13 protein-coding genes and 3 pseudogenes are annotated in these 22,656 nt (G+C 55.9%); 14 read left to right on the top strand and 2 right to left on the bottom strand.

Going from position 1 to position 22,656, the window contains the following annotated elements:
- The first annotated feature begins 71 nt into the window (after positions 1-71).
- From pabB to msrA, 3 genes and pseudogenes are all read left to right on the top strand, one after another.
- A complete protein-coding gene (pabB, locus tag D3Y57_RS12125) occupies positions 72-1,838 on the top strand; it encodes an aminodeoxychorismate synthase component I (RefSeq protein ID WP_121153203.1) in 1,767 nt (588 codons plus the stop codon).
- A 25-nt stretch (positions 1,839-1,863) separates the two neighbouring features.
- Positions 1,864-3,065 (top strand): annotated as a pseudogene (locus D3Y57_RS12120) (pyridoxal phosphate-dependent aminotransferase).
- A 236-nt stretch (positions 3,066-3,301) separates the two neighbouring features.
- Positions 3,302-3,976, top strand: a complete 675-nt coding sequence (msrA, locus tag D3Y57_RS12115; protein ID WP_121153202.1) for a peptide-methionine (S)-S-oxide reductase MsrA — start codon at positions 3,302-3,304, stop codon at positions 3,974-3,976.
- Here msrA and D3Y57_RS12110 read toward each other — a convergent pair whose 3' ends face one another.
- A complete protein-coding gene (locus tag D3Y57_RS12110; protein WP_121153201.1) occupies positions 3,977-4,294 on the bottom strand; it encodes a 2Fe-2S iron-sulfur cluster-binding protein in 318 nt (105 codons plus the stop codon).
- Between the two features lie 100 nt (positions 4,295-4,394).
- On the opposite strand from D3Y57_RS12110, the gene D3Y57_RS12105 reads away from it, so the two are divergent.
- The 5 genes and pseudogenes from D3Y57_RS12105 to D3Y57_RS12085 all read left to right on the top strand — a co-directional run bounded on the left by D3Y57_RS12105 (position 4,395) and on the right by D3Y57_RS12085 (position 9,411).
- On the top strand, positions 4,395-5,012 hold the full coding sequence (locus D3Y57_RS12105) for a DNA-3-methyladenine glycosylase family protein (RefSeq protein WP_121153200.1): 618 nt from the start codon (positions 4,395-4,397) through the stop codon (positions 5,010-5,012).
- Between the two features lie 70 nt (positions 5,013-5,082).
- Positions 5,083-6,222, top strand: coding sequence for an 8-amino-7-oxononanoate synthase (locus D3Y57_RS12100; RefSeq protein ID WP_121153199.1), 1,140 nt, complete (start codon positions 5,083-5,085; stop codon positions 6,220-6,222).
- Positions 6,219-6,842, top strand: a complete 624-nt coding sequence (gene bioD, locus D3Y57_RS12095; RefSeq protein ID WP_121153198.1) for a dethiobiotin synthase — start codon at positions 6,219-6,221, stop codon at positions 6,840-6,842. Before D3Y57_RS12100 ends, bioD begins: the two co-directional genes overlap by 4 nt.
- Positions 6,839-8,085 (top strand): annotated as a pseudogene (locus tag D3Y57_RS12090) (adenosylmethionine--8-amino-7-oxononanoate transaminase). The gene bioD and the pseudogene D3Y57_RS12090 overlap by 4 nt, the downstream one beginning before the upstream one ends.
- 255 nt (positions 8,086-8,340) lie before the next feature.
- Complete coding sequence (locus D3Y57_RS12085; protein WP_121153197.1) at positions 8,341-9,411, top strand: acyltransferase family protein; 1,071 nt, start codon at positions 8,341-8,343, stop codon at positions 9,409-9,411.
- Positions 9,412-9,563: 152 nt separating this feature from the next.
- On the opposite strand, the gene D3Y57_RS12080 is transcribed toward D3Y57_RS12085, so the two are convergent.
- Positions 9,564-11,669 carry a DUF6077 domain-containing protein gene (locus D3Y57_RS12080; RefSeq protein WP_162987100.1) on the bottom strand — a complete coding sequence of 702 codons (2,106 nt, stop codon included), beginning with the start codon at positions 11,667-11,669 and terminating at the stop codon, positions 9,564-9,566.
- A gap of 290 nt (positions 11,670-11,959) precedes the next feature.
- On the opposite strand from D3Y57_RS12080, the gene D3Y57_RS12075 reads away from it, so the two are divergent.
- From D3Y57_RS12075 to D3Y57_RS12050, 6 genes and pseudogenes are all read left to right on the top strand, one after another.
- Positions 11,960-13,105: a hypothetical protein gene (locus D3Y57_RS12075; protein ID WP_162987099.1), complete on the top strand. Its 1,146-nt coding sequence runs from the start codon at positions 11,960-11,962 to the stop codon at positions 13,103-13,105.
- Positions 13,106-13,932: 827 nt separating this feature from the next.
- Positions 13,933-14,052 (top strand): annotated as a pseudogene (locus D3Y57_RS20915) (AbiEi antitoxin N-terminal domain-containing protein); the annotation flags it as partial.
- A gap of 86 nt (positions 14,053-14,138) precedes the next feature.
- The gene (locus D3Y57_RS12065) at positions 14,139-14,792 is read left to right on the top strand and encodes a type IV toxin-antitoxin system AbiEi family antitoxin domain-containing protein (protein WP_239026044.1); all 654 of its coding nucleotides are present in this window, start codon (positions 14,139-14,141) and stop codon (positions 14,790-14,792) included.
- Positions 14,789-15,706 (top strand): nucleotidyl transferase AbiEii/AbiGii toxin family protein, encoded by a 918-nt coding sequence (locus D3Y57_RS12060; RefSeq protein WP_121153193.1) that lies wholly within the window; start codon positions 14,789-14,791, stop codon positions 15,704-15,706. Before D3Y57_RS12065 ends, D3Y57_RS12060 begins: the two co-directional genes overlap by 4 nt.
- Positions 15,703-16,083, top strand: a complete 381-nt coding sequence (locus tag D3Y57_RS12055; protein WP_205590123.1) for a hypothetical protein — start codon at positions 15,703-15,705, stop codon at positions 16,081-16,083. The genes D3Y57_RS12060 and D3Y57_RS12055 overlap by 4 nt, the downstream gene beginning before the upstream one ends.
- 680 nt (positions 16,084-16,763) lie before the next feature.
- Positions 16,764-22,262 carry an autotransporter-associated beta strand repeat-containing protein gene (locus D3Y57_RS12050; protein WP_121153192.1) on the top strand — a complete coding sequence of 1,833 codons (5,499 nt, stop codon included), beginning with the start codon at positions 16,764-16,766 and terminating at the stop codon, positions 22,260-22,262.
- Positions 22,263-22,656: the final 394 nt, after the last annotated feature.

Raw genomic sequence — 22,656 nt, 5'->3', positions numbered from 1 at the left:
AGCTTGGGACGACGTGCCCTGAGCCTTAGATTAGGCTGGCAACCTCTCCATCGCGCTGTCAAAGGGGCGTCATGATCGCCGCACTCCCCAGCGATGGCACGCCATTCGTCCTGCTGGACGACGCGCGGGCTGTGGGGGCGGTGGCGGCACGGCTCTATGTCGACCCTGTCCAGGTCGTCGCGACACGTAAGCCATCTGAGATCGTGGCAGCACTCAAAGCTTTACGGGCAGCGAGCACCGGCGGCCTTCATGCCGCGGGGTTTCTTACCTATGAAGCCGGAGGAGCGATTGCCGGAGGTGCAGTTTCCGAAAAAAGCCCGGAACTGCCGTTGCTCTGGTTCGGTTTGTTTCGCACTTTCACTGAGATCGCAGCCGACCAGGTTGCCGCGCTGCTCCCTGATCCCTTGGGTGCGTGGGCTGGTGCGCCCAAACCTGAGATCGATCGCGCGACTTATGACCGGTCGATCGCTGGCGTTCAGGCGCTGATCGCTGCGGGGGATATATATCAGGCTAACCTGACGTTCCGTGCGCACGTAGCCACGGCTGGCCATCCGCTCGCTCTTTATGCAGGCCTTCGTGGGCGGGCATCGGCTGGCTATGGCGGTATTGTCCACACCGGCGCGGACTGGCTGCTTTCGCTTTCTCCCGAACTTTTCTTCGATTGCCGCGATGGTGTCCTGACTGCGCGCCCGATGAAAGGAACCGCCACCCGATATACTGACGCCGTGCGCGATCGAGCAGCCGTGGTGGATCTGTCCTCCGACAAAAAGCAGCGCGCTGAAAATCTGATGATCGTCGATCTTATGCGCAACGATCTGTCGCGTGTCGCGGTGCCGGGCAGTGTCGAAGTCCCTGCGTTGTTTGCCGTCGAAACCTATCCGACAGTCCACCAAATGACTTCCACTGTCACCGCGCTGTTGCAGCCTGAAAAGGACGCGATCGACGTTCTGAGCGCTCTCTTCCCTTGCGGGTCGATCACCGGTGCCCCGAAATTGCGCGCGATGGAGGTCATTGCCGATATCGAACAGGCAGTGCGCGGTGCTTATACTGGCAGCATCGGGCGCATCGACGCGGGCGCGCGCGATGCTGTGTTCAATGTTGCGATCCGCACCTTGCAACTGGGCGAAAGCGCGACACACATGGGCCTTGGCTCCGGCATTGTTGCAGATTCGCGTGCCGGTCCCGAATGGTCAGAATGTCTCGCCAAGGGCGTTTTTGTTGCCAGCAATCGGCGTTTCGACCTGATCGAAACAATGGCATTCGACCCGCTGGCAGGCCTAACCCGGCTGGAAACTCACCTTGAGCGCATGAAGAACAGTGCTGAACTATTCGGCTTTACGTTCGACCGCCATGCTGCGCGTAATGAATTGCAGGCCGCAACGTTTCGCCTGCGCATCCCAAGCAGAGTCCGATTGCTACTGGCAAAAAGCGGCGCGATGGCCGTTGAAACAAAAGCGATTTCGGAAGCGCCACTTATTGCGACTGTTGTCGTTGCGCCGCTGCCGGTCGATCCACGGGACTTCCGGCTTTTGCACAAGACAACCGACCGCAATTTCTACGACGATGCCCGTCGAAAGTCGGGGGCGTTCGAAGTACTTTTCACCGATTGCGAAGGTTTCCTGACCGAAGGCAGTTTCACCAATATCTTCGTGCCGTGCGAAGATTCTCTCCTTACCCCTCCGCTCGAACAGGGTTTGCTCGGCGGCGTTCTTCGCAATCAACTGATCCAGACCGGCATAGCGAAGGAGGCTAAATTGCGTGTCGATGACCTCGGCGAGCAATTTTTCATCGGCAATTCGCTTCGTGGACTGTTGCTCGCGCAGATCACGGGTTTATAGGCGACCCCGAAACCTGGGAGTAACCATGACCGACCTGTCAGCAGCCATCCAGCGCATCAAACCATCGCCGACACTGGCGATGACCGGGCGCGTTGCCGAATTGAAGCGTGCAGGAGTCGATGTCATTGGCCTTTCAGCGGGTGAGCCCGATTTCGACACGCCCGATTTCGTTAAGGACGCTGCGATCGAGGCGATCCGTTGCGGCAAGACCAAATATACCGATGTCGACGGTATCCCTGAATTAAAAGCCGCCATCGCTGCCAAATTCTCGCGCGACAATGGGCTGACTTACGCAACCAATCAGGTCACCGTAAATGTCGGCGGCAAACATACTCTGTTTAACGCTTTCCTTGCGACCGTTGGGCCCGGCGACGAAGTTATCATCCCGCGCCTTATTGGGTGAGTTATCCCGATATCGTTGAATTCGCCGGCGGCACTCCGGTTATCATCGCGGCGGGTGCGAATCAGAATTACAAGATTCTCCCTGAGCAATTGGATGCGGCGATTACGCCTGCTACCAAATGGGTGTTGCTCAACTCGCCTTCGAACCCGACCGGTGCCGCTTATACGGCCGCAGAACTCGGTGCTCTCGGCGAAGTTTTGCTGCGTCATCCGCACGTCTTCGTTCTGACCGATGATATGTACGAACACATCTGGTATGCTGATGCGCCGTTCTCAACGATCGCGCAGGTTACGCCCGAACTTTACGATCGCACGCTGACGATGAACGGCTGTTCGAAAGCTTATGCGATGACCGGCTGGCGCATCGGCTACGCCGCAGGTCCATTGTGGTTGATCAAGGCGATGGCAAAGCTTCAGTCACAGTCCACGTCGAATCCCTGTTCAATCTCGCAATTTGCAGCCTTGGCCGCCCTGAACGGCGACCAGTCGTTCCTGACCGAGCGCAACAGCGCATTCCGTGGTCGTCGCGATCTCGTTGTTAAGATGCTGAACGAAGCGCCCGGCCTGCATTGCCCGACGCCAGAGGGTGCATTTTATGTTTATCCCGATGCGACGGGATGCATGGGCAAGACTACGCCAAAGGGTCAGAAGATCACCAACGACGCCGACCTCATCAACTATTTTCTCGATGATGCTCGGGTTGCTGCGGTGAATGGCGAGGCCTTCGGCCTCAGCCCCGCTTTCCGCGTTAGCTATGCGACGTCTGAAGCAATCCTGACCGAGGCGTGCACCCGAATCCAGACTGCCTGCAAAGCACTAAGCTGAACCTAAGCTAATCTTTTCATTCAGCCAGTGTGAAACCCTAGGCGGCTATTTCACGTAGCTGGGACAGATGAAAAGGAAATGGCACATGCTTAGCTTCGTCAAATCAGATTTCGTTCAGCGTATTCTGGGCGGCTTTGCTTTCGGTGCGGTAGCGCTCCTCGCTACACCGGGCCTGCACCTGTAAATTCGGTTCAAGCGTTACCAGATTGAACGCGTACCGAAATTGAAGGCAGCCCATGAAAAACTACGTTCTTCCCATCTCGGTGGCACTCCTCCTTGCCGGGGGCGTTGCCATCCAGTTCGCCGGTGCCGCAGAGCGGACTGTGCTGGCTCCAATACCAGTGGTTGACGCGCCTGCGTCCGGCCACACCGCCACCGCGATTTTTGCCGGTGGTTGTTTCTGGGGAATGGAAGCCGTTTTCAGCCATGTGAGGGGCGTTACTTCGGTCGTGTCCGGCTATGCTGGCGGAATGCGGAGCACGGCCAATTACGAGACGGTGAGTACAGAGATGACGCGCCATGCCGAAGCTATAAAGATCACTTATGATCCAGCGCGCGTCAGTTACGGCACGCTGCTGCGGGTTCTGTTTTCCGTGGCGATGAATCCGACCGAACTGAACCGACAGGGGCCGGACTCTGGCACCAGCTATCGTTCGGCGATTTTTCCACAGTCACCCGATCAGGGGCGCGTCGCTCGCGCATATATCGGTCAGTTGACCGCATCTAAAGTTTGGGGCGCGCCGATCGTCACGAAACTGGAAACAGGCGGATTTTTCCCTGCTGAGGCGTATCATCAGAACTTCGCGGCTCTAAATCCGAACAACGGCTATATTCGGACTTGGGACGCGCCAAAACTGGTCGCACTGCAGAAAACCTTTCCTGCATTATGGTCGGCGCGACCGGTCGGTTGATCAATCTTCAGGGGCAATCGTTATTTTCAAGCCGTCCAGCGCTGCACTGAAAGGAATCTGACACGACAGTCGCGATCGTCCGTCACGTTGATCGGATGAATCGAGCAGATCGTTCTCGTCTTCACTGATCGGCGGCAGGGCGCCGGCAAATTCGGCGTCGACATAGACGTGACACGTCGCACAGGAACAGCAACCACCGCATAGGGCGAGCAGTTCGTCCACACCGCCGTCGCGGATGACTTCCATAACCGTCAGCCCGGCATCCCCGTTGATTTCCTGCACGGTTCCTTCGCGTGTGGTAACGATCAGCTTGGGCATCTAAGACTCCGTGCGGTATGTTCGAAGGCAGCCTATGTCGCGGGAACTGTCCGGGATCAAGCGAGCATCAATCTGAAAGAAGGATGGTTCAGGAAGATATATGGGACTTTCCGCTGAACAACTTCGCGCCAGCCTCGACGCGCTCGCCGTCATAGAACCGCGTTTTGCCAAGGCGCTGGCGCAGGCTGGCTACCCCGAACCACGAGGTCGCGACACTGGCTATCCAACTCTGCTGCGTACAATCGTCGGTCAGCAGATCAGCTTTAAGGCAGCGGATTCTGTCTGGTTGAAGGTTGCGGCGGCCGTTGGAGAGATCACCGACCCTGCTGCGATGGTGCTGATGACCGATGAGGAATTGCGTGCCGCCGGACTGTCGCGCCAAAAGATTGGCTATTGTCGCAGCCTTGCCGAACTGATCGTCGCAGGCGAACTCGATCTCGAAAATCTGCCCGAGGATGATGAGGAGGCCATTGCCAAATTGACTGCGGTAAAAGGCATTGGGCGCTGGTCCGCCGAAGTTTATTTGTTGTTTGCCGAAGGACGCGCTGACATCTGGCCAGCAGGCGATCTTGCCGTACAGGAATCGGTCGGACGCATTCTGGGCCATAACACCCGCCCGACTGAAAAAACCGTTCGCGAAGTTGCGAAGAACTGGCGACCTCATCGCGGCGCAGCGGCGGTTTTTGCGTGGCATCACTATAAGATACCGGTAATTTGATCGAAGGCATGATTTTGCGAAGGCAATTTTTCGGTCGCATGGGCAGCCAGTTCTACTTAACGCAAATGTCATGCAGACAATCGATGCCCAAATGTTCGACGCTCAAACCCGCGATCTCGCTCAGCTTGCTGTCCTTAGTCGCCGCCGCCAACTGATTCCCCGCGCCGGTCGCGATTTCTCATCGAACGACTATCTGGGGCTCGCATCGTCGCCCCGTTTGGCTGCTGCCGTCGCCGCCGCACTGGCGAGTGGTGTTCCTTTAGGATCTGGGGGGTCGCGCCTGTTGCGCGGTAATCATCTCGAACACGAAGCACTGGAACATGAAGCCGCCGTTTTCTTCGGTTCCGAAAGCGCATTGTTCTTTTCCAGTGGCTATGCGGCGAATGCGGCGCTCCTTTGCACACTGCCTCAGCGCGGCGACCTGATTGTTTATGACGAACTCGTCCATGCCAGTGCGCATGAAGGGATGCGTCTTGGCCGGGCCGAATATCGCGCAGCCGGGCATAACGATGTCGATGGCTTTGCGGACGTTATCACCAGTTGGCGTCGAGAGGGCGGCACTGGGCGCGTGTGGATAGCGGTGGAAAGCCTTTATAGCATGGATGGCGACCGGGCTCCGCTTGGTGAGCTTATGCAGCTTGCCCGACGTCATGATGGTTATTTTCTGATCGATGACGCTCACGGCACTGGCGTTTTTGGCCCTGAAGGACGCGGATTGGCCGCACCGTTCGACGGTCTGGATAACGTCATCGTTCTGCGCACTTGTGGGAAGGCACTGGGCTGCGAAGGCGCGTTGCTGTGCGGTCCACAAATCATGCGCGACTTTCTCGTCAACCGAAGCCGTGCCTTTATCTTTTCCACGGCACCATCGCCGCTGATGGCCGCCGCCGTCCGCGCCGCGCTGCGATTGCTCGTCGAGGAACCCGAACGTCAGAATCGGCTGCACGCGCTTATCGATATCGCGGGCACCGCGCTTGCCCCCTTCGGAGCGCTTGTAACCGGTTCCCAGATCATGCCGGTCATTCTCGGCGACGATGCTCGCACGATGCGCGTTGCAACCTCGCTACAGGCTGCGGGTTTCGACGTCCGGGGTATTCGTCCGCCGACCGTACCGGCGGGCACATCGCGCCTGCGTATCTCGCTCACGCTTAATATTGGTGCCGACGATATATTGGCACTCGCTGCTAAACTCGAGGACGCGCTGAAATGAGCGCGATTGTCGTCACCGGGACCGATACTGGAATAGGCAAGACCGTTTTCGCTGCCGCATTGGCCGCTGCTCTCGACGCAGATTACTGGAAGCCGATACAGGCTGGCCTTGACGAAGAAACCGACAGCCAGCGCGTTGCCGAGCTTTCGGGGTTGGCCGCTCACCGCATTCATCCCGAAGCTTATCGCCTCACCACCCCGTGCTCGCCCCATCGTGCGGCGGAGCTTGACGGTGTTACAATAGATACCGCCCGACTGACGCTCCCTACCACGAAGCCCCTTATTATAGAGGGGGCAGGTGGCGTCATGGTGCCGATAACCCGCGCTTACGTGTATGCTGATTTGCTTGCCGACTGGGCGTTTTCCACAGTGCTGGTGGCGCGCACGACCCTCGGCACGATCAATCACAGCTTGTTGTCGATCGAAGCCCTCCGCGCGCGCCGCGTCCCGCTTTTAGGCATCGTTTTTATCGGCGAGACCAACGAAGATACTGAATCCACGATTACCACCATGGGCAAGGTTAAGCGACTCGGTCGCCTGCCCTCCCTCGCTCCTCTGAACCGCGCCACACTTGCTCAGGTGTTCTCTGCCAACTTCAACGTCGCGGATTTCACCGCATGACATCGCCCGTATGGCACCCTTTCACGCAGCACGGTCTCAACGAACCGATCCCACTCGTCACCCATGCCGATGGCGCCGCCCTTTACACGCAGGATGGTCGCCGCATCATTGACGCAATTTCGTCATGGTGGGTGACAACTCATGGCCACAACAACCCGCGGATCATGGCCGCGATCGCCGAACAGGCGGGCAAGCTTGACCAGATCATCTTCGCTGGTTGGACGCACGAACCCGCAGAGACGCTTGCCCGCGCATTGATCGAAATGATGCCCGCGCCACTCGCCCACGTGTTCTTTTCGGACAGTGGATCGACCAGTGTCGAAGTCGCGTTAAAAATGGCACTCGGTTTCTGGGCCAATCGCGGCGAGCCCCGCGATCGCATTTTGGTGATGCAACACAGCTACCACGGTGACACGATCGGCGCGATGTCGGTCGGCGCACGTGGGGTTTTTAATCAAGCTTACTCACCGCTTTTGTTCGATGTCGGCACGATCCCCTTTCCAGTCAAGGAGCACGAGCAGGCAACTTTCGACGAACTCGATCGTCAATGCAGTGTTTCTCCCAAACCGGCTGCGTTCATTGTGGAGCCGCTCGTTTTGGGGGCGGGGGGCATGTTGATCTATTCACCCGTCGTGTTGGCCGAAATGCGCGCAATCTGTCTGCGCCATAATGTACTGTTTATCGCCGATGAGATCATGACCGGCTGGGGCCGCACTGGAACGCTGCTCGCCTGTGAGCAGGCAGACATTGTGCCCGACATTCTATGCTTGTCCAAGGGACTGACCGGGGGGCAATGCCATTGGCGGTGACGCTTGCAACGCCTGCTATTTTCGATGCGCATCGCTCGACCGATCGGGCCAGAATGTTTTTTCATTCATCGAGTTACACCGCAAACCCGATCGCCTGCGCAGCGGCAAATGCTAACATGGTTATCTGGCGCGATGAGCCGGTCCTGGAACGAGTTGCCGATCTCGGCAGGCGACAGCAACGGCAACTTGATTATTTTTCTGGCAATCCGAATATATTCAATATTCGTCGCCTCGGTACAATCGCGGCGTTTGAGATTGCCGATACCAACGGTACCTATCTGTCTGCTCTGGCTCCACGCCTGATGGCTTATGCAAGAGAACACGACGTGTTGTTACGGCCATTGGGTAATACGATATATGTCATGCCGCCCTATTGCATCGATAACGGCGACTTGATTGCGGTATATAACATCATACGTGATTATATAAATTGAAACTATTGCCAAGATTGTGTCATTACTGATTATAACTAATATTTTATATAAATACGATATTCATCAACGAAGTTTGCCAGTCGGTTTCGATTGGATTGATGCCTTCGATTAATACAGCATTATCAGAATCCCGACCCGATCATGGAACGCCTGATCGCGAAACTCCGCTGTGAGACTCGCGTTTCGTTAACCATTTGTTATGATTTGTCGCGACGCACTAGCGGTTAACACGCGCCGAGCAAATCGGGGGTTGTTGTGACAAGCGAACGAATTGACGGCCTTGACGTGTGGCGCGCAGTATTTCTTACGTTGGGGGTTTGCTTGCATACAACAGATGCAAAGCACGTTCCCGCAGAATACCTTATTCAAATACTATCAAGCATGTTTCGCATGGGCGCATTTATGGCGATAGCAGGCGTTTTGTCCGGAATCGTCTTACATTCAAGACATCCAAGAGTCTGGTTTCATAAAAAGATGATCCAACTTGGAATTCCCATGTTAGTTGGATTGTTAGTTACGAATACGCTACTTTATCCTCTTACTCATTCAATAGAACTGTATCACATGTGGTTCTTAATTTCATTGTTAGTTTATTGCACTATACTTTATATAGGCAACATATATTTTACTACGAGAGAATATGATGTAACTAGTTATCTTGACATTTCAGAGATGAAACTGGTTCCTGCTATGTTGGTGGTGATGGCATTTACCATTGTGACTGTATTCGCAACGCAGGCGACATTTTACGTGCTGCCAGCCATGAAAAGGGTTTCAGATTTAACCTGCGAAACCGTGCAATATGTTGCCCCGTTCTTGCTTGGATATTTCTATGGAAAATATCAATCTGTTAGAGATCTTGCGAACAGTAATAACGTTGCCCTGGTTATTTTGATAATTTGCTCTCTCGTGCCAATGAGCATTTTTGTATATATCTACGGATATGAAGCTCTAGATGGTTTTGGACAGCATCAGACCATAATTAAAACATTCACCTATAGTTCCGTGATGTATCCAATAATCTGTCTAATACTGCAGCAGGCATTTAAGATCAGAAATTACTCAGAGAAAATCATTAAATTTTCTAAGTCTTCTTACACTATTTATCTAATACATTTTCCGATTGCAGGTTATGCGTTAGTTTATATTCCATCTTCATCATCATATCTGTTAGATTATATAATCAGGATAGCTTTTGTTTTAACTGCTTCTTATTGGTTTCACCTCTTAGTTGTTCGAAGTAAGCTGATGACTTTTCTGTTTAACGGCAAGCCGATGAGAGTACGTGCGCGGTATAAGGCAAGTCTTGGAGCCGTTAGGCTGTGAGGCACCGGCCGAGCGGTTCCTTAAGCGCATCGAGACTGAGTTGGATGATTAGCGTTTTTTTAGCTGCGACGGGGAAGGCAGAGGCGCCAAGCAGCCTCTTTAGAAAGCGCCCTCCCTCATCTGTTCGTTTCATTCTCAGGTCGGACTCTCGATCAGAGTTTTGCGCAAGTTCCAGTCCAGACGAGAAGGTCGCGTCTGGCAAATGGGCCCTTCAAATTAAGCTGCCGCGCGAGCGAGTCTGCCGCCGCGATCGGCCCTATGGTCTTCGCGACAGCGATGGTGCCGATTGGGATAAGAAGCTGCCGCAAATCGGGCGTGGCGGTGATGATTGCTGGCTTTTCCACAAGATCGGCAAGTTGTTCACGCGCCCTCAACTCGCGAGGGGGCATCGTGAAACGATAGTGAACGAGATACAATCGACGGGTAAACACCGGATAGGCAGCGCCTTCAATTGTTGAGAGCCATTGTGAGACGACCTCAGGCGCGAGTATTGCACAACCTGGCCCCGTGATCTTTGCGAGTAACCTAGCATTCCCATACTGATCTGCATTCACTTTCAATGTCGGTAGATGCCAATGCACTTTAAATGGTGTGCTACTTAAAAGTGCATTGAACGCGATGCCCGCAACAAGCGTTAGGGCAGCAATCGTGGTGACAATGGCCTCGCTTCTGATTTTGGCCCGCAGCAACGTCAGGGTCGCCAAGATCCCCGCCATCATTGGAATCGGCAACGCCCAGAATATTCGGAAACCAAGGTTTCCTGTCAGGCCCGATATGATTTTCCACGAAAGAGGATTGAGTGTCGCGATCAGTGCAAAGGGTACGTATGCAATGGCCGGCCGGAAAATTGGAGTATGCGCCAATCCCATGGCGAGCAGCATCATGAATGTTAATACCAGCATGCCGAAAAGACTGTTCCCGCTCACACTTAGCAATTGCGCGAGCGGTTGCCCGGTAACGAGTATTTCCGACGGGAATGCTAGGTGAGTGAGCGAGATGATCACCGCCATTATCGCCGGGTAGATGAGCGTAAGCAAAAGAGCGGATGCTCTTTGCAAGGAGAAGATGCTCGGTTTGGCTATAAGAAACGCGCAAGCTACGAATGCGCTGGCAGACGGGCCAACATATAATCCATTCGCAGAGAAACCGATCGCGCATATTTGCGCGGTACCCAAAAGTAACAAGTCCGTGCGGTTGCCGTGCTGGAACCATCGGATTGTCATTCCAGCAATCAACGGCACGAGCGCGGTAACCAAAAACGCCTTGCCCTCGAAGAGTCGCGGCAGTCCGTGGAGGCCCCAAGTCGAATAGCCTTCGGTGGCAAAAAATTGGAAACCCAGCAAAAAAATACTCGATGCAAGCCAGAGTTTTCCGACGACTGGCTCGAGCAGAAGCCATGCTATCATTGAGATAAGGACAAGCTGCGGAGCCGGTAGCATTAAGTGCGCGACGTAGATTGGCTCAATATGAAATAAGCTCGAAAGGGAAGCGCTCAATAACTCAAAGCTATGGAATTTATATGTTGGAAGATGAATTGCATGCGGACCATCGCCGATCATGGTGTCGAGAGAAAATATTCCGCCATGAGTGCGCTGGGCGCCGAGTGCTAAGTTTATAAAATTGGATTCGTCCTCGTCTTGACGGTGACCAAAATAATAAATCCCGAAGACAAGAATTATGAGGGCAATAAGGCGCCACCAAGAGTTCGATGACCCGGAAAGGTTGAATGTCAGGCCATTTTTCGGTCCGAAACTAATGAACCAAGCAACAGCAAGAGTCGTAACGACACAAAGTCCGGTCGCGACTTGCGTCAAACGCGGAGATCCCCCTGAGGCGATACTTCCGTGCTTCAGCTGATCGGCGACAATCAATATCGTCGTTGAGCCAGCCGCGAGAGCTACCGCGAGCCACCACTGCGGCGTAAAGCCGCCGATCAGAGCCAGGGATTCCTTGTCCTTATATCGCTCCCTCGCCATACGACTGACCCATGGTGTCGCAGCGGCAACTAGCAGAGTCGGAATAATAAGCGTCTGCGGAAAAATCGCTGCATAATGCGCTCCGCTTAAAACGGCAGCGTTGCAGATTATCGTCCATGCGGCATACCAGATAAGAAACAAACTAACGAAGATCGCCGCAAAACCCTGTGGGCTAATCGCTTGATTCTCAGACGTTGAGAAAGGCCGTTGAGGACGCCACCAAAGCTGTATTTTATGAGTAAGACTGGACGCCCCCCCTCCGTTGTCCAGAAAATTAGTCATCACTCATCCCCGGTTTCTTGGCGCTTCGCTAAAGGTCGAAAGAGATGCCAAAGCGATCGCGCATAACCTTGAGAAAAGAATCGAGCTTAGATGTCCAGCTTTTAAGGAGATCGCGGCTTCCTCAGTTTGGCTTTATGGTTGGCCAAAGAATATGCGCTTGCCCCTGAGTTGTAGTGTTTCGTTGTCAGAGACGGAATATATTAGAAATTTATCATTATAGATGAGTCGAAATGAACATCGCTTGCAATGACGGAAATTTATATAAGATACCGCGATCATCGGATAGAATAGTGGGTATCGATATCGCTCGTATCATTGCTATTTTTCTTGCATTGCTATCCCACGCTTTCGGTAGAGTAGGTTTGGTATTTACAAGTGCAGCGGAATTGGCGATGCGCGCATCGACTCCTTTATTTCTCGTGCTCTTTGGCTGCATGATTACGATAGTTTATATACCGAGATATAATAAGATTAGTTTCGGATATTTTACAAGAATTTGTTGGATGAGGGCCGGAGAATGTTACCTTTGGTTTTTGTTTAACTTATTTTTATTGTTTTTAACTGGAAGCCAGTCTCTATTATACACTATAAGGTCCGCTTTTTTTATGGGATCTACGGCTTATGTGCAAATTTTGACTTTGTATACGGTCTACTTTTTGGCGCTTCCTTGGTTGATCGCCGCACTGCAGAAGGTTGGGCTTGTTCGCGCGCTGGCATTTGCGTTTCTCGTTCATCTCGCATTTGTCCCGATCAAGGCGCTGCAAATATCGGATCGTGTGCCAGGGTTTGCATATATCCAGCGGATCATCGACCTCGCTATTGGCGCAGGGACGCAAAACATGATCGCGGGACCATCGATTCTCCACAGTCTTGCGCTTGTACTAGGCGGGGTATGGGTGGGAAGACTGATAGTCGACGTTCTGCAGACTAATCGGGGCTTGGCGCGATTGATCGCACCGTTTCTGGCATTCGCGGTGGTTGCCGCCTGGTCAGTCACCGAAAACAGCATCGTTGCAGTAACTGGTAAAACGCTAAGCGACCTTACGCTGCGAAATCTCAATCATCCGGCTTACACAATGATCTATGGCGCATTGGCTGTTTTCGTAATTCCCGTCCTTGTGCTTGGCTTACGAAGCTTTAAACCAAGAGAAGCGGCGCTCGTGGTTGGGAAGCGATCCTTATTTGTTTTTGGTTTTGGCAATGCGATCATCTCCTGCTGGGCAAATTATTACGGCAGCGTAATATTGCAAACCCTATCCGCCATTATGCTCCTCGGGACGGTGATCGCTGTAGTTTATGCCTATGACATCTTGCTCGTTCGCCGCTTTTCCAGTCGCCCTCTAGACTTTCTAGCCTTGATCGTACAAAAAATGACAAGATCTATCAAAGACTATTTGAGCATTGCCTCTGATATAATCGTAAGACGGTATCTTTAATCAATCTCTCGTGAACACCATTCATAAATGTACGAAACTTAACGGTTATTAAGGATCGGGCCATTAAAGTGCATGAGAGAAAATCTATTCTTTAATTCAATGGCGGCTCTGAGGAGATGTTCTCATAAGTGATCGCTTTGGCTCGCCAAAGCGGAGGTGCGCCAATTTTAGCTCCATTCCCCAATTATCGCGGAAGTAGCAATGATAGGAATATTGGTGAGTGGACGGCGGGATCACCTTCCTGATCGGCCAACGGCTTACGCTGGCGTGATGCACCCAACAATTATGGGGCGCAAACGACCGACCGGCAATCGCTTCATCCGACGGACCCTTGTTCAACCGCATCGTTGTAGCGCTGAGAATCAAATCATCAGCCATAGCCTGAGGCGGCGCCCTATACACAGAGCAACCTTTTCGCCTTCGTCACAATGGCGTGGCACACTCGATTTTGCACTACATTCAAGTAAACGAATTTACTTGAATGGTGACCCCAACGAGACCTGTAATTTCTCCATAACTGATTGAAATATCACAATTTAATTTCAGTTAAATGCGCGCTGTACCATCAGAAAGTCCATCAAGTTCGCGCGACGGCATGACTAATTTTTTTGATCGTGTCCTGAGGTTTTGGAGATCGATATTGTTGGCGAATCAGCCCCAATCGGCATGGGATGCGTAGGTCACAATTATGAACGCAATCGCTCGCGATAGAGCGGCTGCCAGGTGAGTTTTCAACTTCGCGATAACGTTCGCGCAGAGCAAACATATTCGCTATTTCATAAACTAGGCGGTTGCTAATGGTTTGCACATCGGCCAAATAGTTCATCATGGACGAACGGAAACGCCAACCACTAAACCATCTGCTCACCAGCCTTTCGCCTGGCTTGCTGGTCGATTCCGCGTGGTTGCAGGCACAAGGGATCTCTCGGACCTCTATCCATGATTATGTCAAAAGGGGCTGGCTCGAACGAGTAGCGCCCCGCGTCTATCGGAGGGCAGGCGGATCGGGGGGGCGACAAGCCTGCGATGGGACATGGCGGTTCTATCGGCACAGCGTTTCGGGTCGACTTCATTCTATGTCGGCGGCATCACTGCTCTCGAGCTTCTGGGCCAAGGGCATTTCGCGCGGCTTGGAGACGATCAAACGATCCACCTCTATGATCCCGACAGCACGATACCGTCGTGGCTCCCAAAGCTTCCGACCGATGCAGCGATTTCCCTTCACAAACGCGCCCTATTCTCGACGCCATCGCTTGGCATCGATTGGCACCGGCTTGATCTCGGAACGGACCGCCTTGGTGCTGTCGTTCCCTCTCCCGATGCCAGCGAGCCTTGGGATCACTTCCTGAAGGTCGCCGGCGCGGAGCGCGCATCGATCGAAATGCTGGAGAATGTGCCGCAAGGTCCGACATTCGAACATGCCGACATGATCTTCGAAAATTTGACGACGTTGCGCCCTAAGCTGCTGACCAATCTGCTCGAGAGTTGCACCAGCGTTCGTGCCAAGCGGCTCTTCCTGTTCTTCGCCGATCGTCACGGGCATGGCTGGTCGAAACACATCGATCGTAGCGACATCGATCTCGGCCGGGGCAAGCGGCAGCTCGTCGCGGGCGGCCGCCTGGATGCCCGATATCAGATAACGGTCCCGGCAAGCCTGACCGCCAGAGCAGGGGAAACAGCACAATGACGGCGCAACGCTACGCTGACCAGGTCAGCTTGCTGGTTCGCGCCATCCCGGAAATCGCGCACGAGGAGATTTTTGCTCTCAAGGGTGGGACCGCGATCAACCTGTTCGTGCGTGATCTCCCGCGCCTGTCGGTCGATATCGACCTTGTCTATCTGCCGGTAGCCGACCGCGACGCCTCACTGCAGGCGGTCCGCGATGGGCTCGAACGGATCGCGGTGCGGCTCGAGCGGAGCGGACGGATGGCCGTGGAGCGGCGGCTTTTGCCCGATGGCAAAAGACTTATCGTCCAGGCGGACGGCGTAACGATCAAGATCGAGGTTTCGCCCGTATTGCGCGGCACGGTGTTTGCGCCGACGGTCCGATCGGTTAGCGCGGCGGTGGAGAACCGCTTCGGCTTCGCCGAGATGCAGCTGGTCTCCGAGGCCGATCTCTATGCTGGCAAAATCGCAGCCGCGCTTGACCGGCAGCATCCCCGCGACCTCTTCGACATCCACTTCCTGTTCGCCAACGAGGGCATCAGCAACGATCTCTTCAAGGCCTTCCTGATCTATCTCGTCAGCCATCCTCGCCCTGCGCACGAGCTGCTTTGTCCCCATCGGCTTGATATCTCTGCCCAGTACAGCGACGAGTTCCTCGGCATGACCGTAAACGATCTGCCATTGGACGCGCTGCTAAAGGCGCGCGAACGCTTGATCGCCGAGATCCTGTCGCGCGCACGTCTAAGTGACGCGCGGCGCTTCCTGACGACCTTTCACCAATTGTCGCCGGACTGGGATGCGTTTGGCTTTGAACCCGCAATCGCAGACCTGCCGGCGCTTCGGTGGAAGAGTATCAACCTCGAAAAGCTGCGCGAGCAGAACCCGTCCAAATTCGAGGAACAATTGCGGGCTGTGGATCAATGCCTGGATCCATGATCAAGGCTATGCTCGGCTTCCTCCGGTATGTGGCGCTTGGCCCGGCCCCCGATCCGCATGTCGACTTCGGGCAAAGCATGGGCGAGGATATCCGGTTCATGTGGCGCTTTCGGCGCTGCCGGCGCCTATCGGTCGAATGGAGAACACCCACCCAGGAGGAAGTGAGCCAGATCGCGGCCGACGCGATCTTGGCGCGCTTCGGAGATGTAACGATCGCGGTGGGCGAGGTGGACGGGCGCCGCTGGATTGTGCGGGAGCGCGACTGGCATGGATGGCCTGACCCGCCGCGTTATGTGTTCTTCGCCGTGGACCAGAGCGGGGCGGTATGGGCCGCACGGGATTTCGACTGGTGGCCACGCGGCTGGCCAGCGATGTAACCCACCCCGATCGGCATGTTATGCATAAGTTACGACTTTTGAGTTGTCGCCGATAGTTCCAGCTCGCTTTGATCGGTGCGGCCGCTTCCCAGTATCCCGGTTTCAGCCATTGTTCCTATAATGCCTCCGTGCCGCCGCACGTAGGCGACCGGCCGGTGCAGACCAGAGCCGGTCGTTTGGTCTTCCTCCGGTGAACGTCCAGGTCTGACAGAAGCTGCCAATCAAGTTGATCGAAGCAGACGATCGGCAATGCGCCCAAATTGCGTCGTTACAAGGCGCTCACGTTCTTCCTGAAAGCTGCCGCTCATTCATCTCGGTCCGAAGCATTAGTCGGGCGACCGTGCCCTGGTCCCACCTGCTGAAAGCGAATGCATTTGCCCAAAGGCGCGAGGAGGGCGCTGCCGAGGCCAAGACCGACCGTTGTCCGGGTTCCCCGTCTTCCATTCCCACACCAGCGTACTTCGAGCGCGGCAATGAGTTCGCGCGAGGAGGCGGCATTGGAGCTGCCGCTCGCTTCCGGTCACCATCGCCTCCTTCTTGTAGATTGTCTCGACCCATTCGCGAAAATCGCTGGAAACATAACCGATATTTAACTCCAACTTATCTAGGTCGGGCACCGTACAAATTATTCGAATCCGTTGCTTAATGGCCCCTCAGGAGAGGGGAGGGGAAATCCAGAAATGATGAAGTCGATTGCGCTCACGAGTGAACTGTTAGGTTATGGCCGTCGTCACGAGGCGGCACTGCGCCGAGCCTTGTTTGCATCGACCGCGCTGGTGGGTATCGCGCTGGTGAGCCCTGCGACGGCGCAGTCAACAAAGGGCGGTTCAGGCGGCGCTGACTATTTCCAGGGGGCCGGAACACCCGTGCCGGCCGGCGGCACGTCGGGCGTCGCGGGGACAGATGCAGATGATTTTAATCCCTATTATTATTCCTCTAAAGGAGGTGCGGGCGGTGGTGCCGGTGCCTCCGGTGGCAACGCTTTAAATTCATCGGGAACAGTAGTTGCCAACTCGGGCGGTGCAGGTGGTTCTGCAGGAATGGCCGGGTCTTCGGGTACGCAGGTCGTAAATTATAGTTATCGTAATTCTGGCTCCTCGGCAGGCGGCGGCGGGGGCGGCGATGGTGCGATCATGGTCGGCACGGGCATCACCGCCGTGACCACCGGCGGTGACGGCGGGGCCGGCGCGGATAACACTTATTTAGGCGGGGGCGGTGGTGGCGGTGCCGGCGGCGCGGGCATTAACGAAGCCGGTGCGACAAACTTCACTGTCATCGTCAATGTCACTGGAGGCGTCGGCGGCGGCGGCGGACAGTCGCAATATGGTAGCGGCGGCGGCGGCGGTGACGGCGGCAGCGGTATTGTAGTAACTGCTGCACCGTCGATCACCATCGAGAGTGGCGCAACCGTTCGCGGTGGTAACGGGGGCGCAGGCGGTGCAGCTTACACAGGTTACAATAATGTTACTGGCGACGGCGGCGCGGGAGGGGTGGGAGTTTTCACTTCCGGAACTTTAACCAACGCGGGAACAATCATTGGCGGTCTGGGCGGCGCTGCTGGAACACCGTCCGCCTATTCTTACGATTCTAATTATTCTCACGGAGCTGCGGGTGCAGACGGAGCGGGCGTCGTGGGTGCCAACCTCGTCATCGTTAACACTGGAACGATCAGCGGCGGTGGAACCGCAGATGCGATCACATTCACTGGAGGCGACAACGCGCTGGTGCTTGGTTCGGGCGGAGTGCAGGGCACGCTGAACGGCACAATCGGTGTGGCGGGTTCATTGTCGATCGACAGCGGCGCTTCGGCAGGCGGCTCGGCAACGCTCGGCAACGACATCCACGGCACCGGCAGCGTTACAGCGGTGGGTGCCGGCTCCCTGACCTTTGCGGGAGCTTTGAGCGAAAGCGGCGGATTTAACATCAGTGACGGGTCAGACGTCATAATCGCGTCGACCGGCAGTTATCGCGCCGATCCCGCTATCAATCTGGGTGTCGCGACGCTCACAAATCTTGGCTCCATCTCGACAACGGGTCCAGTGGGTGGGACGCAAGGCGTTGTTGTGGCTGCTGGCGCGACGATCAACAATGGCGATGCGACAAACGTCGGCGCGTCATTGATTGGCCAAGATACCGGAATCGCAGTCTTCAACGGCACGGGTGTCACCACCATCAACAACGCCGGCTTGATCAAAGGCCTTCATTACGAGGGCGTTACAGTTCGGGCGGGATCGCTGATTCTCAACAATGCCAGCACCGGCGTCATTTACGGACAAGGGCAGCTGGCGGGTTCGGGTTGGGCCGTTGGGTCCGATGCTGGCGATCAGATGGCGATCACCAATACCGGCACGATCGTCGGTGCCAACTACGGTGTTTTCAGCACGAACGCGAATGACGCCATCGTCAATTCCGGCACGATCGCCTCAGGTAGCTATGACACAACCACCGGCGTGATCACGAGTGGTGGCATTTCTGCTATAACACTGAATTCGGGTGGCCAGATCACCAACCAAACGACCGGCGTGATTTACGGTGGTCCAAATGCCCTTGTTGCTGATGCTACGCTTGTCCTGAGCAATGCAGGTTCAATCTCCGCATCGTCCGATGCCGTCCTGGCCGGAGGCGCTAACTCTTCGATACTCAATACTGGTTCGATCAAAAGCATCAACAATTCGGCGATCACCGCAACCAGCGGCGCTGCGATCACCAATGCTTCCGGCGCTACGCTAACGGGCGGCACCGACGCGACTTACGGCTATGCGGTTCAACTGGCGGGCAACGGTGGAACGTTCGACAATTATGGCACGGCAACAGGCTCTGGCGGCGGGTTGACGTCGAATGACAACCTTTCCGACGGTGGAGCGGGCGTTACAGTGAACCTTTTCGCTGGCTCAACAACGGGGGCGATAAACCTTGCGGGCAACAGCACCAATGCGGTTAGCCTTTATTCCGGTGCGGTGACTACGGGACCGGACACGGTAATCGACCCGGTTAATGGGATGAGCGTTACCGTAAGAGCGGCCGGCACCTATGCGGCGGCGGTCTATGGTCCAATCAACCTGGGTGCAAATGGCAACAACACGCTGAACCTGACCGGGGGTGGCGACGATACGATGGAGAACGGTGCTTCGGCCAGCTTCGATCTGTCGACAGTCAGTGGTGCGAACACGATCGCCAAAACGGGTACCGGCACGTGGACGCTGACCGGCGTGGCGAGCGATCCAACGACGACGGCTGCGACGATTCTGGCGGGGAACGGGACGCCGTCGGGGCTGTTGGTTTTCGATGGCGCGACTGGGCTTACCGGCGACATTTACGTGAACGGCGCGACGATCCGGGCGACCACCGCAGGTGGCTTCGGCACGGGCACGATCTATGAGCAAGATCCGACGACACAGTTCGGCGCTTCAGGAACATACGCCAACAACATCGTGTTGCAATCAACCGACGTTGGCGCTGATCCCACGGTGCTGGAGACCTACGGTGCGCAAGTCGTCGCGACACTGTCAGGGGCAATTACACAGACTGGCGCGGAGGCCCAAGCGGTGACCTTTGGGAGTGTCGATGCAACGAACACTCCTGTTGCCGGTACGTTTATTCTGACGAACACAGGTAATGCCTGGAACGGTGCTACAACGATCGATAGCGGTACAACTTTGCAGGGTGCAACCGACACCATTTCCGGCGACAACATCGTAGACAATGGGACGATCGACTATGATCAGTCGCTCGATGGTATCGTGGCAAAAGCGATCAGCGGTACCGGATCGTTCGTGAAGAACGGCATGGGCAACGTTACACTTTCTGCAGCAAACACCTTTTCCGGCTCGACCACGATCAATGCAGGAACTTTATCGTTAGCCGGTGGTAGCGCGATTGCCAGCAGCGGATCAGTGTCGGTCAATGCCGGTGCCACGCTCAACCTTCTGGACGATGAGACGATTACTTCGCTCAACGGCGCGGGAGCGGTGACCCTTGGGGCGAACACGCTTTTCCTCGGCACCAATGATAGCAGTTCCACACTATCCGGTATCGTGTCGGGTGCCGGGGGCATCACACAGATAGGCTCTGGCACGCTGACGCTTTCGGGCATCAACACATATACCGGCACGACGCTGATTGATGGAGGGGCGTTTGTACTTGGCGCGTCCAACGCTCTGGCGGAGGCATCGACGCTGTCGCTTAACAACGCGATTGGCGATATCGGCGCGAACACCGACACGGTTGCGGCATTTAACCTGACGAACAGCGCCCTCAACGGCACCGGTACCCTGACGGCGGCGATTTATTCGCTTAGCAATGGCGTCGTGAATGCCAATTTGGGCGCCGGCGCGCTGACCCAGGTTTCGGGTACGACGACCCTCAACGGCACGTCGGCGGCGGAAACCGTAGCAATCTCCGGCGGAACGCTCCTGCTCGGCGCGTCGGATCGCCTTGCCAATACCGCAGCCCTGACGCTGGCTGCCAGCGGCACATTCGATCTGGCAAGCTTCAACCAAACCGTCGCGCAGCTCAACGGCTCGGGAGTGATCGCGCTCGGCAGCGGCACGCTGACCGTCGCCCAGAACGTCGAAACCGACTATGCAGGGTCAATCAGCGGGGCTGGGGGCCTGATCAAGTCTGGCACCGGCAATCTGGTCCTCAGCGGCGCCAGCACCTACACCGGTGCCACGCTGGTCAGCGATGGGATTCTGTCGGTCAACGGGCAGATCGCATCGGCGGTGACGATCTCGGGAACCGGTCGTCTCGGCGGCAATGGACAGGTTGGCGGCGTCACAATCTCCAGCGGCGCGACGCTTGCACCAGGCAACTCAATCGGCACGCTCAACATCAACGGCAATCTGACCATTGCAGCAGGCGCATATTACGCTGTCGACGTCAGCCCGACCGCAGCCGATCGGGTCAATGTCACGGGTACCGTTACGCTACAGGGCGGAACGGTTCAGGTCCTGGCGACCGGCGCGGCTTATGCGCCGACCACCAGCTACACGATCCTCAGCGCAACCGGCGGCGTCTCCGGCAAATTTGCCGCGCTGACGTCGAACTATGCCTTCCTGACCCCGACCCTGGAATATGCGCCGACCACAGTGGCGTTAGTGCTACTTCGCAACGACGCGACGTTCTCATCGGTTGCCCAGACTCCAAACCAGCTTGCAGTCGCCAGTGCGATCCAGGGTGTTCCGGCATCCGGACTATCGAACGTGATACTGCCGCTGACGGCACCAAATGCGCGCCAGGCGTTCGACGCGCTATCGGGTGAAATCTACGCAAGCGTGCCATCGGCGTTGATCGAGGAGGGGAGCAAGGTGCGCGATGCCCTGTTGCTCGATGGTCGCCGGACGTCGGAAGGATTTGGCATCTGGGGCGACCTGGTCGACAATACCGGGCAGTTCGATGCACGGCCCAACACCGGTACTGCCAAGCTGGATACGCTGCGCAAGGGCATCATCGCCGGGATCAACTATGGTCGTGACGGCTTCCGCGGCAGCATTGCCAGCGGCTATTCGGAGGGCACCTACCGGATGGGCGCACGTGGCAGCAATGCCGACGTGAACAGCTATTATGCTGGCGCGCAGGCGGGCTACACCATGGGCCGATTCCGTGCCCAGATCGGTGGCGCCTATTCGTGGCACGACATCTATACGAGCCGGGACGTCGATTTCACTGGCCTCACCGAAACGGTGAAGTCATCGCAAAAGGGCCATACCGTCCAAGGCTTTGGCGAGATCGGTTATGCGCTGTTCGACGGACCGACGTTCCGGTTGGAGCCCTTTGCAGGCTACACGCATCTACGTCTTCGGATCGGTGGCGCCCAGGAAAGTGCCGGATTGAGCGCGCTGACGGTTGCACGTGTCACGCGCGATGTCGACTATAGCACCGCCGGCGTCCACCTGTCTGCAAAGGTGCCTTTCGATGGCACGCGCGCGACGTTCGAACCGCGCCTGACGGTCGCCTGGCAGCATGGCTGGGGCGATCTTGCTGGAACGGCAACTTCGTCCTTTGCCGGATCGTCGCCGTTCACTGTGACAGGCTCTGCTCTTCCGGGCGATGCGATCAAGATCCACAGCGGCTTCGACCTGTCATTTGGCGCGGTGCGTCTGGGCGCTGCCTATGTCGTTAACGCGGGCGCGCATCAGGCCGATCATGGTGCCAAGGTAACGATGGGTATCCAGTTCTAAGCGCGGATTCGCTCATACTTATTGCGGCTTGAGAGTCGCTGACCTCAAGGTCAGCGGCTCTTCTTGTGTCCCGGCGATGCCGGTCAACGGCGCCCTTGAGCCACGACGCCGATGGTTCGCTTCACAATGTGCGAAAAATGTCTTTGATGGCAGCAGCCATTTGCAGGCAGAAGGATTATGTTCGGCATTTGACCACTGCGGTCGTGCGATCACATTCCTGTAGCTCTATTCCGCACTGCAAACCTGACATTTCGCTTTCGGCCAGTCACTCCCATTCCGAGCCGTCGTTGGCGGGCAACCGAAATGACCGGTGTTTGATGGAAACCTGCCATTCGTGAGCACACAGCCAATGACGCCTTTGTCCCATTCCCCGCCAAATCACATTTGCAAACCG

It is taken from the genome of Sphingomonas paeninsulae, from assembly GCF_003660165.1.
Lineage (GTDB): Bacteria > Pseudomonadota > Alphaproteobacteria > Sphingomonadales > Sphingomonadaceae > Sphingomonas_O > Sphingomonas_O paeninsulae.
The sequence above is the reverse complement of the archived record's forward strand: the minus strand, read 5'-3'. Positions and strand labels throughout refer to the sequence as shown.

Bases quoted from the DNA above. Each gene is read 5' to 3' on its own strand.
- pabB (WP_121153203.1), top strand. From the start codon at position 72: ATGATCGCCGCACTCCCCAGCGATGGCACGCCATTCGTCCTGCTGGAC.
- msrA (WP_121153202.1), top strand. From the start codon at position 3,302: ATGAAAAACTACGTTCTTCCCATCTCGGTGGCACTCCTCCTTGCCGGG.
- D3Y57_RS12110 (WP_121153201.1), bottom strand. From the start codon at position 4,294: ATGCCCAAGCTGATCGTTACCACACGCGAAGGAACCGTGCAGGAAATC.
- D3Y57_RS12105 (WP_121153200.1), top strand. From the start codon at position 4,395: ATGGGACTTTCCGCTGAACAACTTCGCGCCAGCCTCGACGCGCTCGCC.
- D3Y57_RS12100 (WP_121153199.1), top strand. From the start codon at position 5,083: ATGCAGACAATCGATGCCCAAATGTTCGACGCTCAAACCCGCGATCTC.
- bioD (WP_121153198.1), top strand. From the start codon at position 6,219: ATGAGCGCGATTGTCGTCACCGGGACCGATACTGGAATAGGCAAGACC.
- D3Y57_RS12080 (WP_162987100.1), bottom strand. From the start codon at position 11,669: ATGACTAATTTTCTGGACAACGGAGGGGGGGCGTCCAGTCTTACTCAT.
- D3Y57_RS12065 (WP_239026044.1), top strand. From the start codon at position 14,139: ATGGCGGTTCTATCGGCACAGCGTTTCGGGTCGACTTCATTCTATGTC.
- D3Y57_RS12060 (WP_121153193.1), top strand. From the start codon at position 14,789: ATGACGGCGCAACGCTACGCTGACCAGGTCAGCTTGCTGGTTCGCGCC.
- D3Y57_RS12055 (WP_205590123.1), top strand. From the start codon at position 15,703: ATGATCAAGGCTATGCTCGGCTTCCTCCGGTATGTGGCGCTTGGCCCG.
- D3Y57_RS12050 (WP_121153192.1), top strand. From the start codon at position 16,764: ATGATGAAGTCGATTGCGCTCACGAGTGAACTGTTAGGTTATGGCCGT.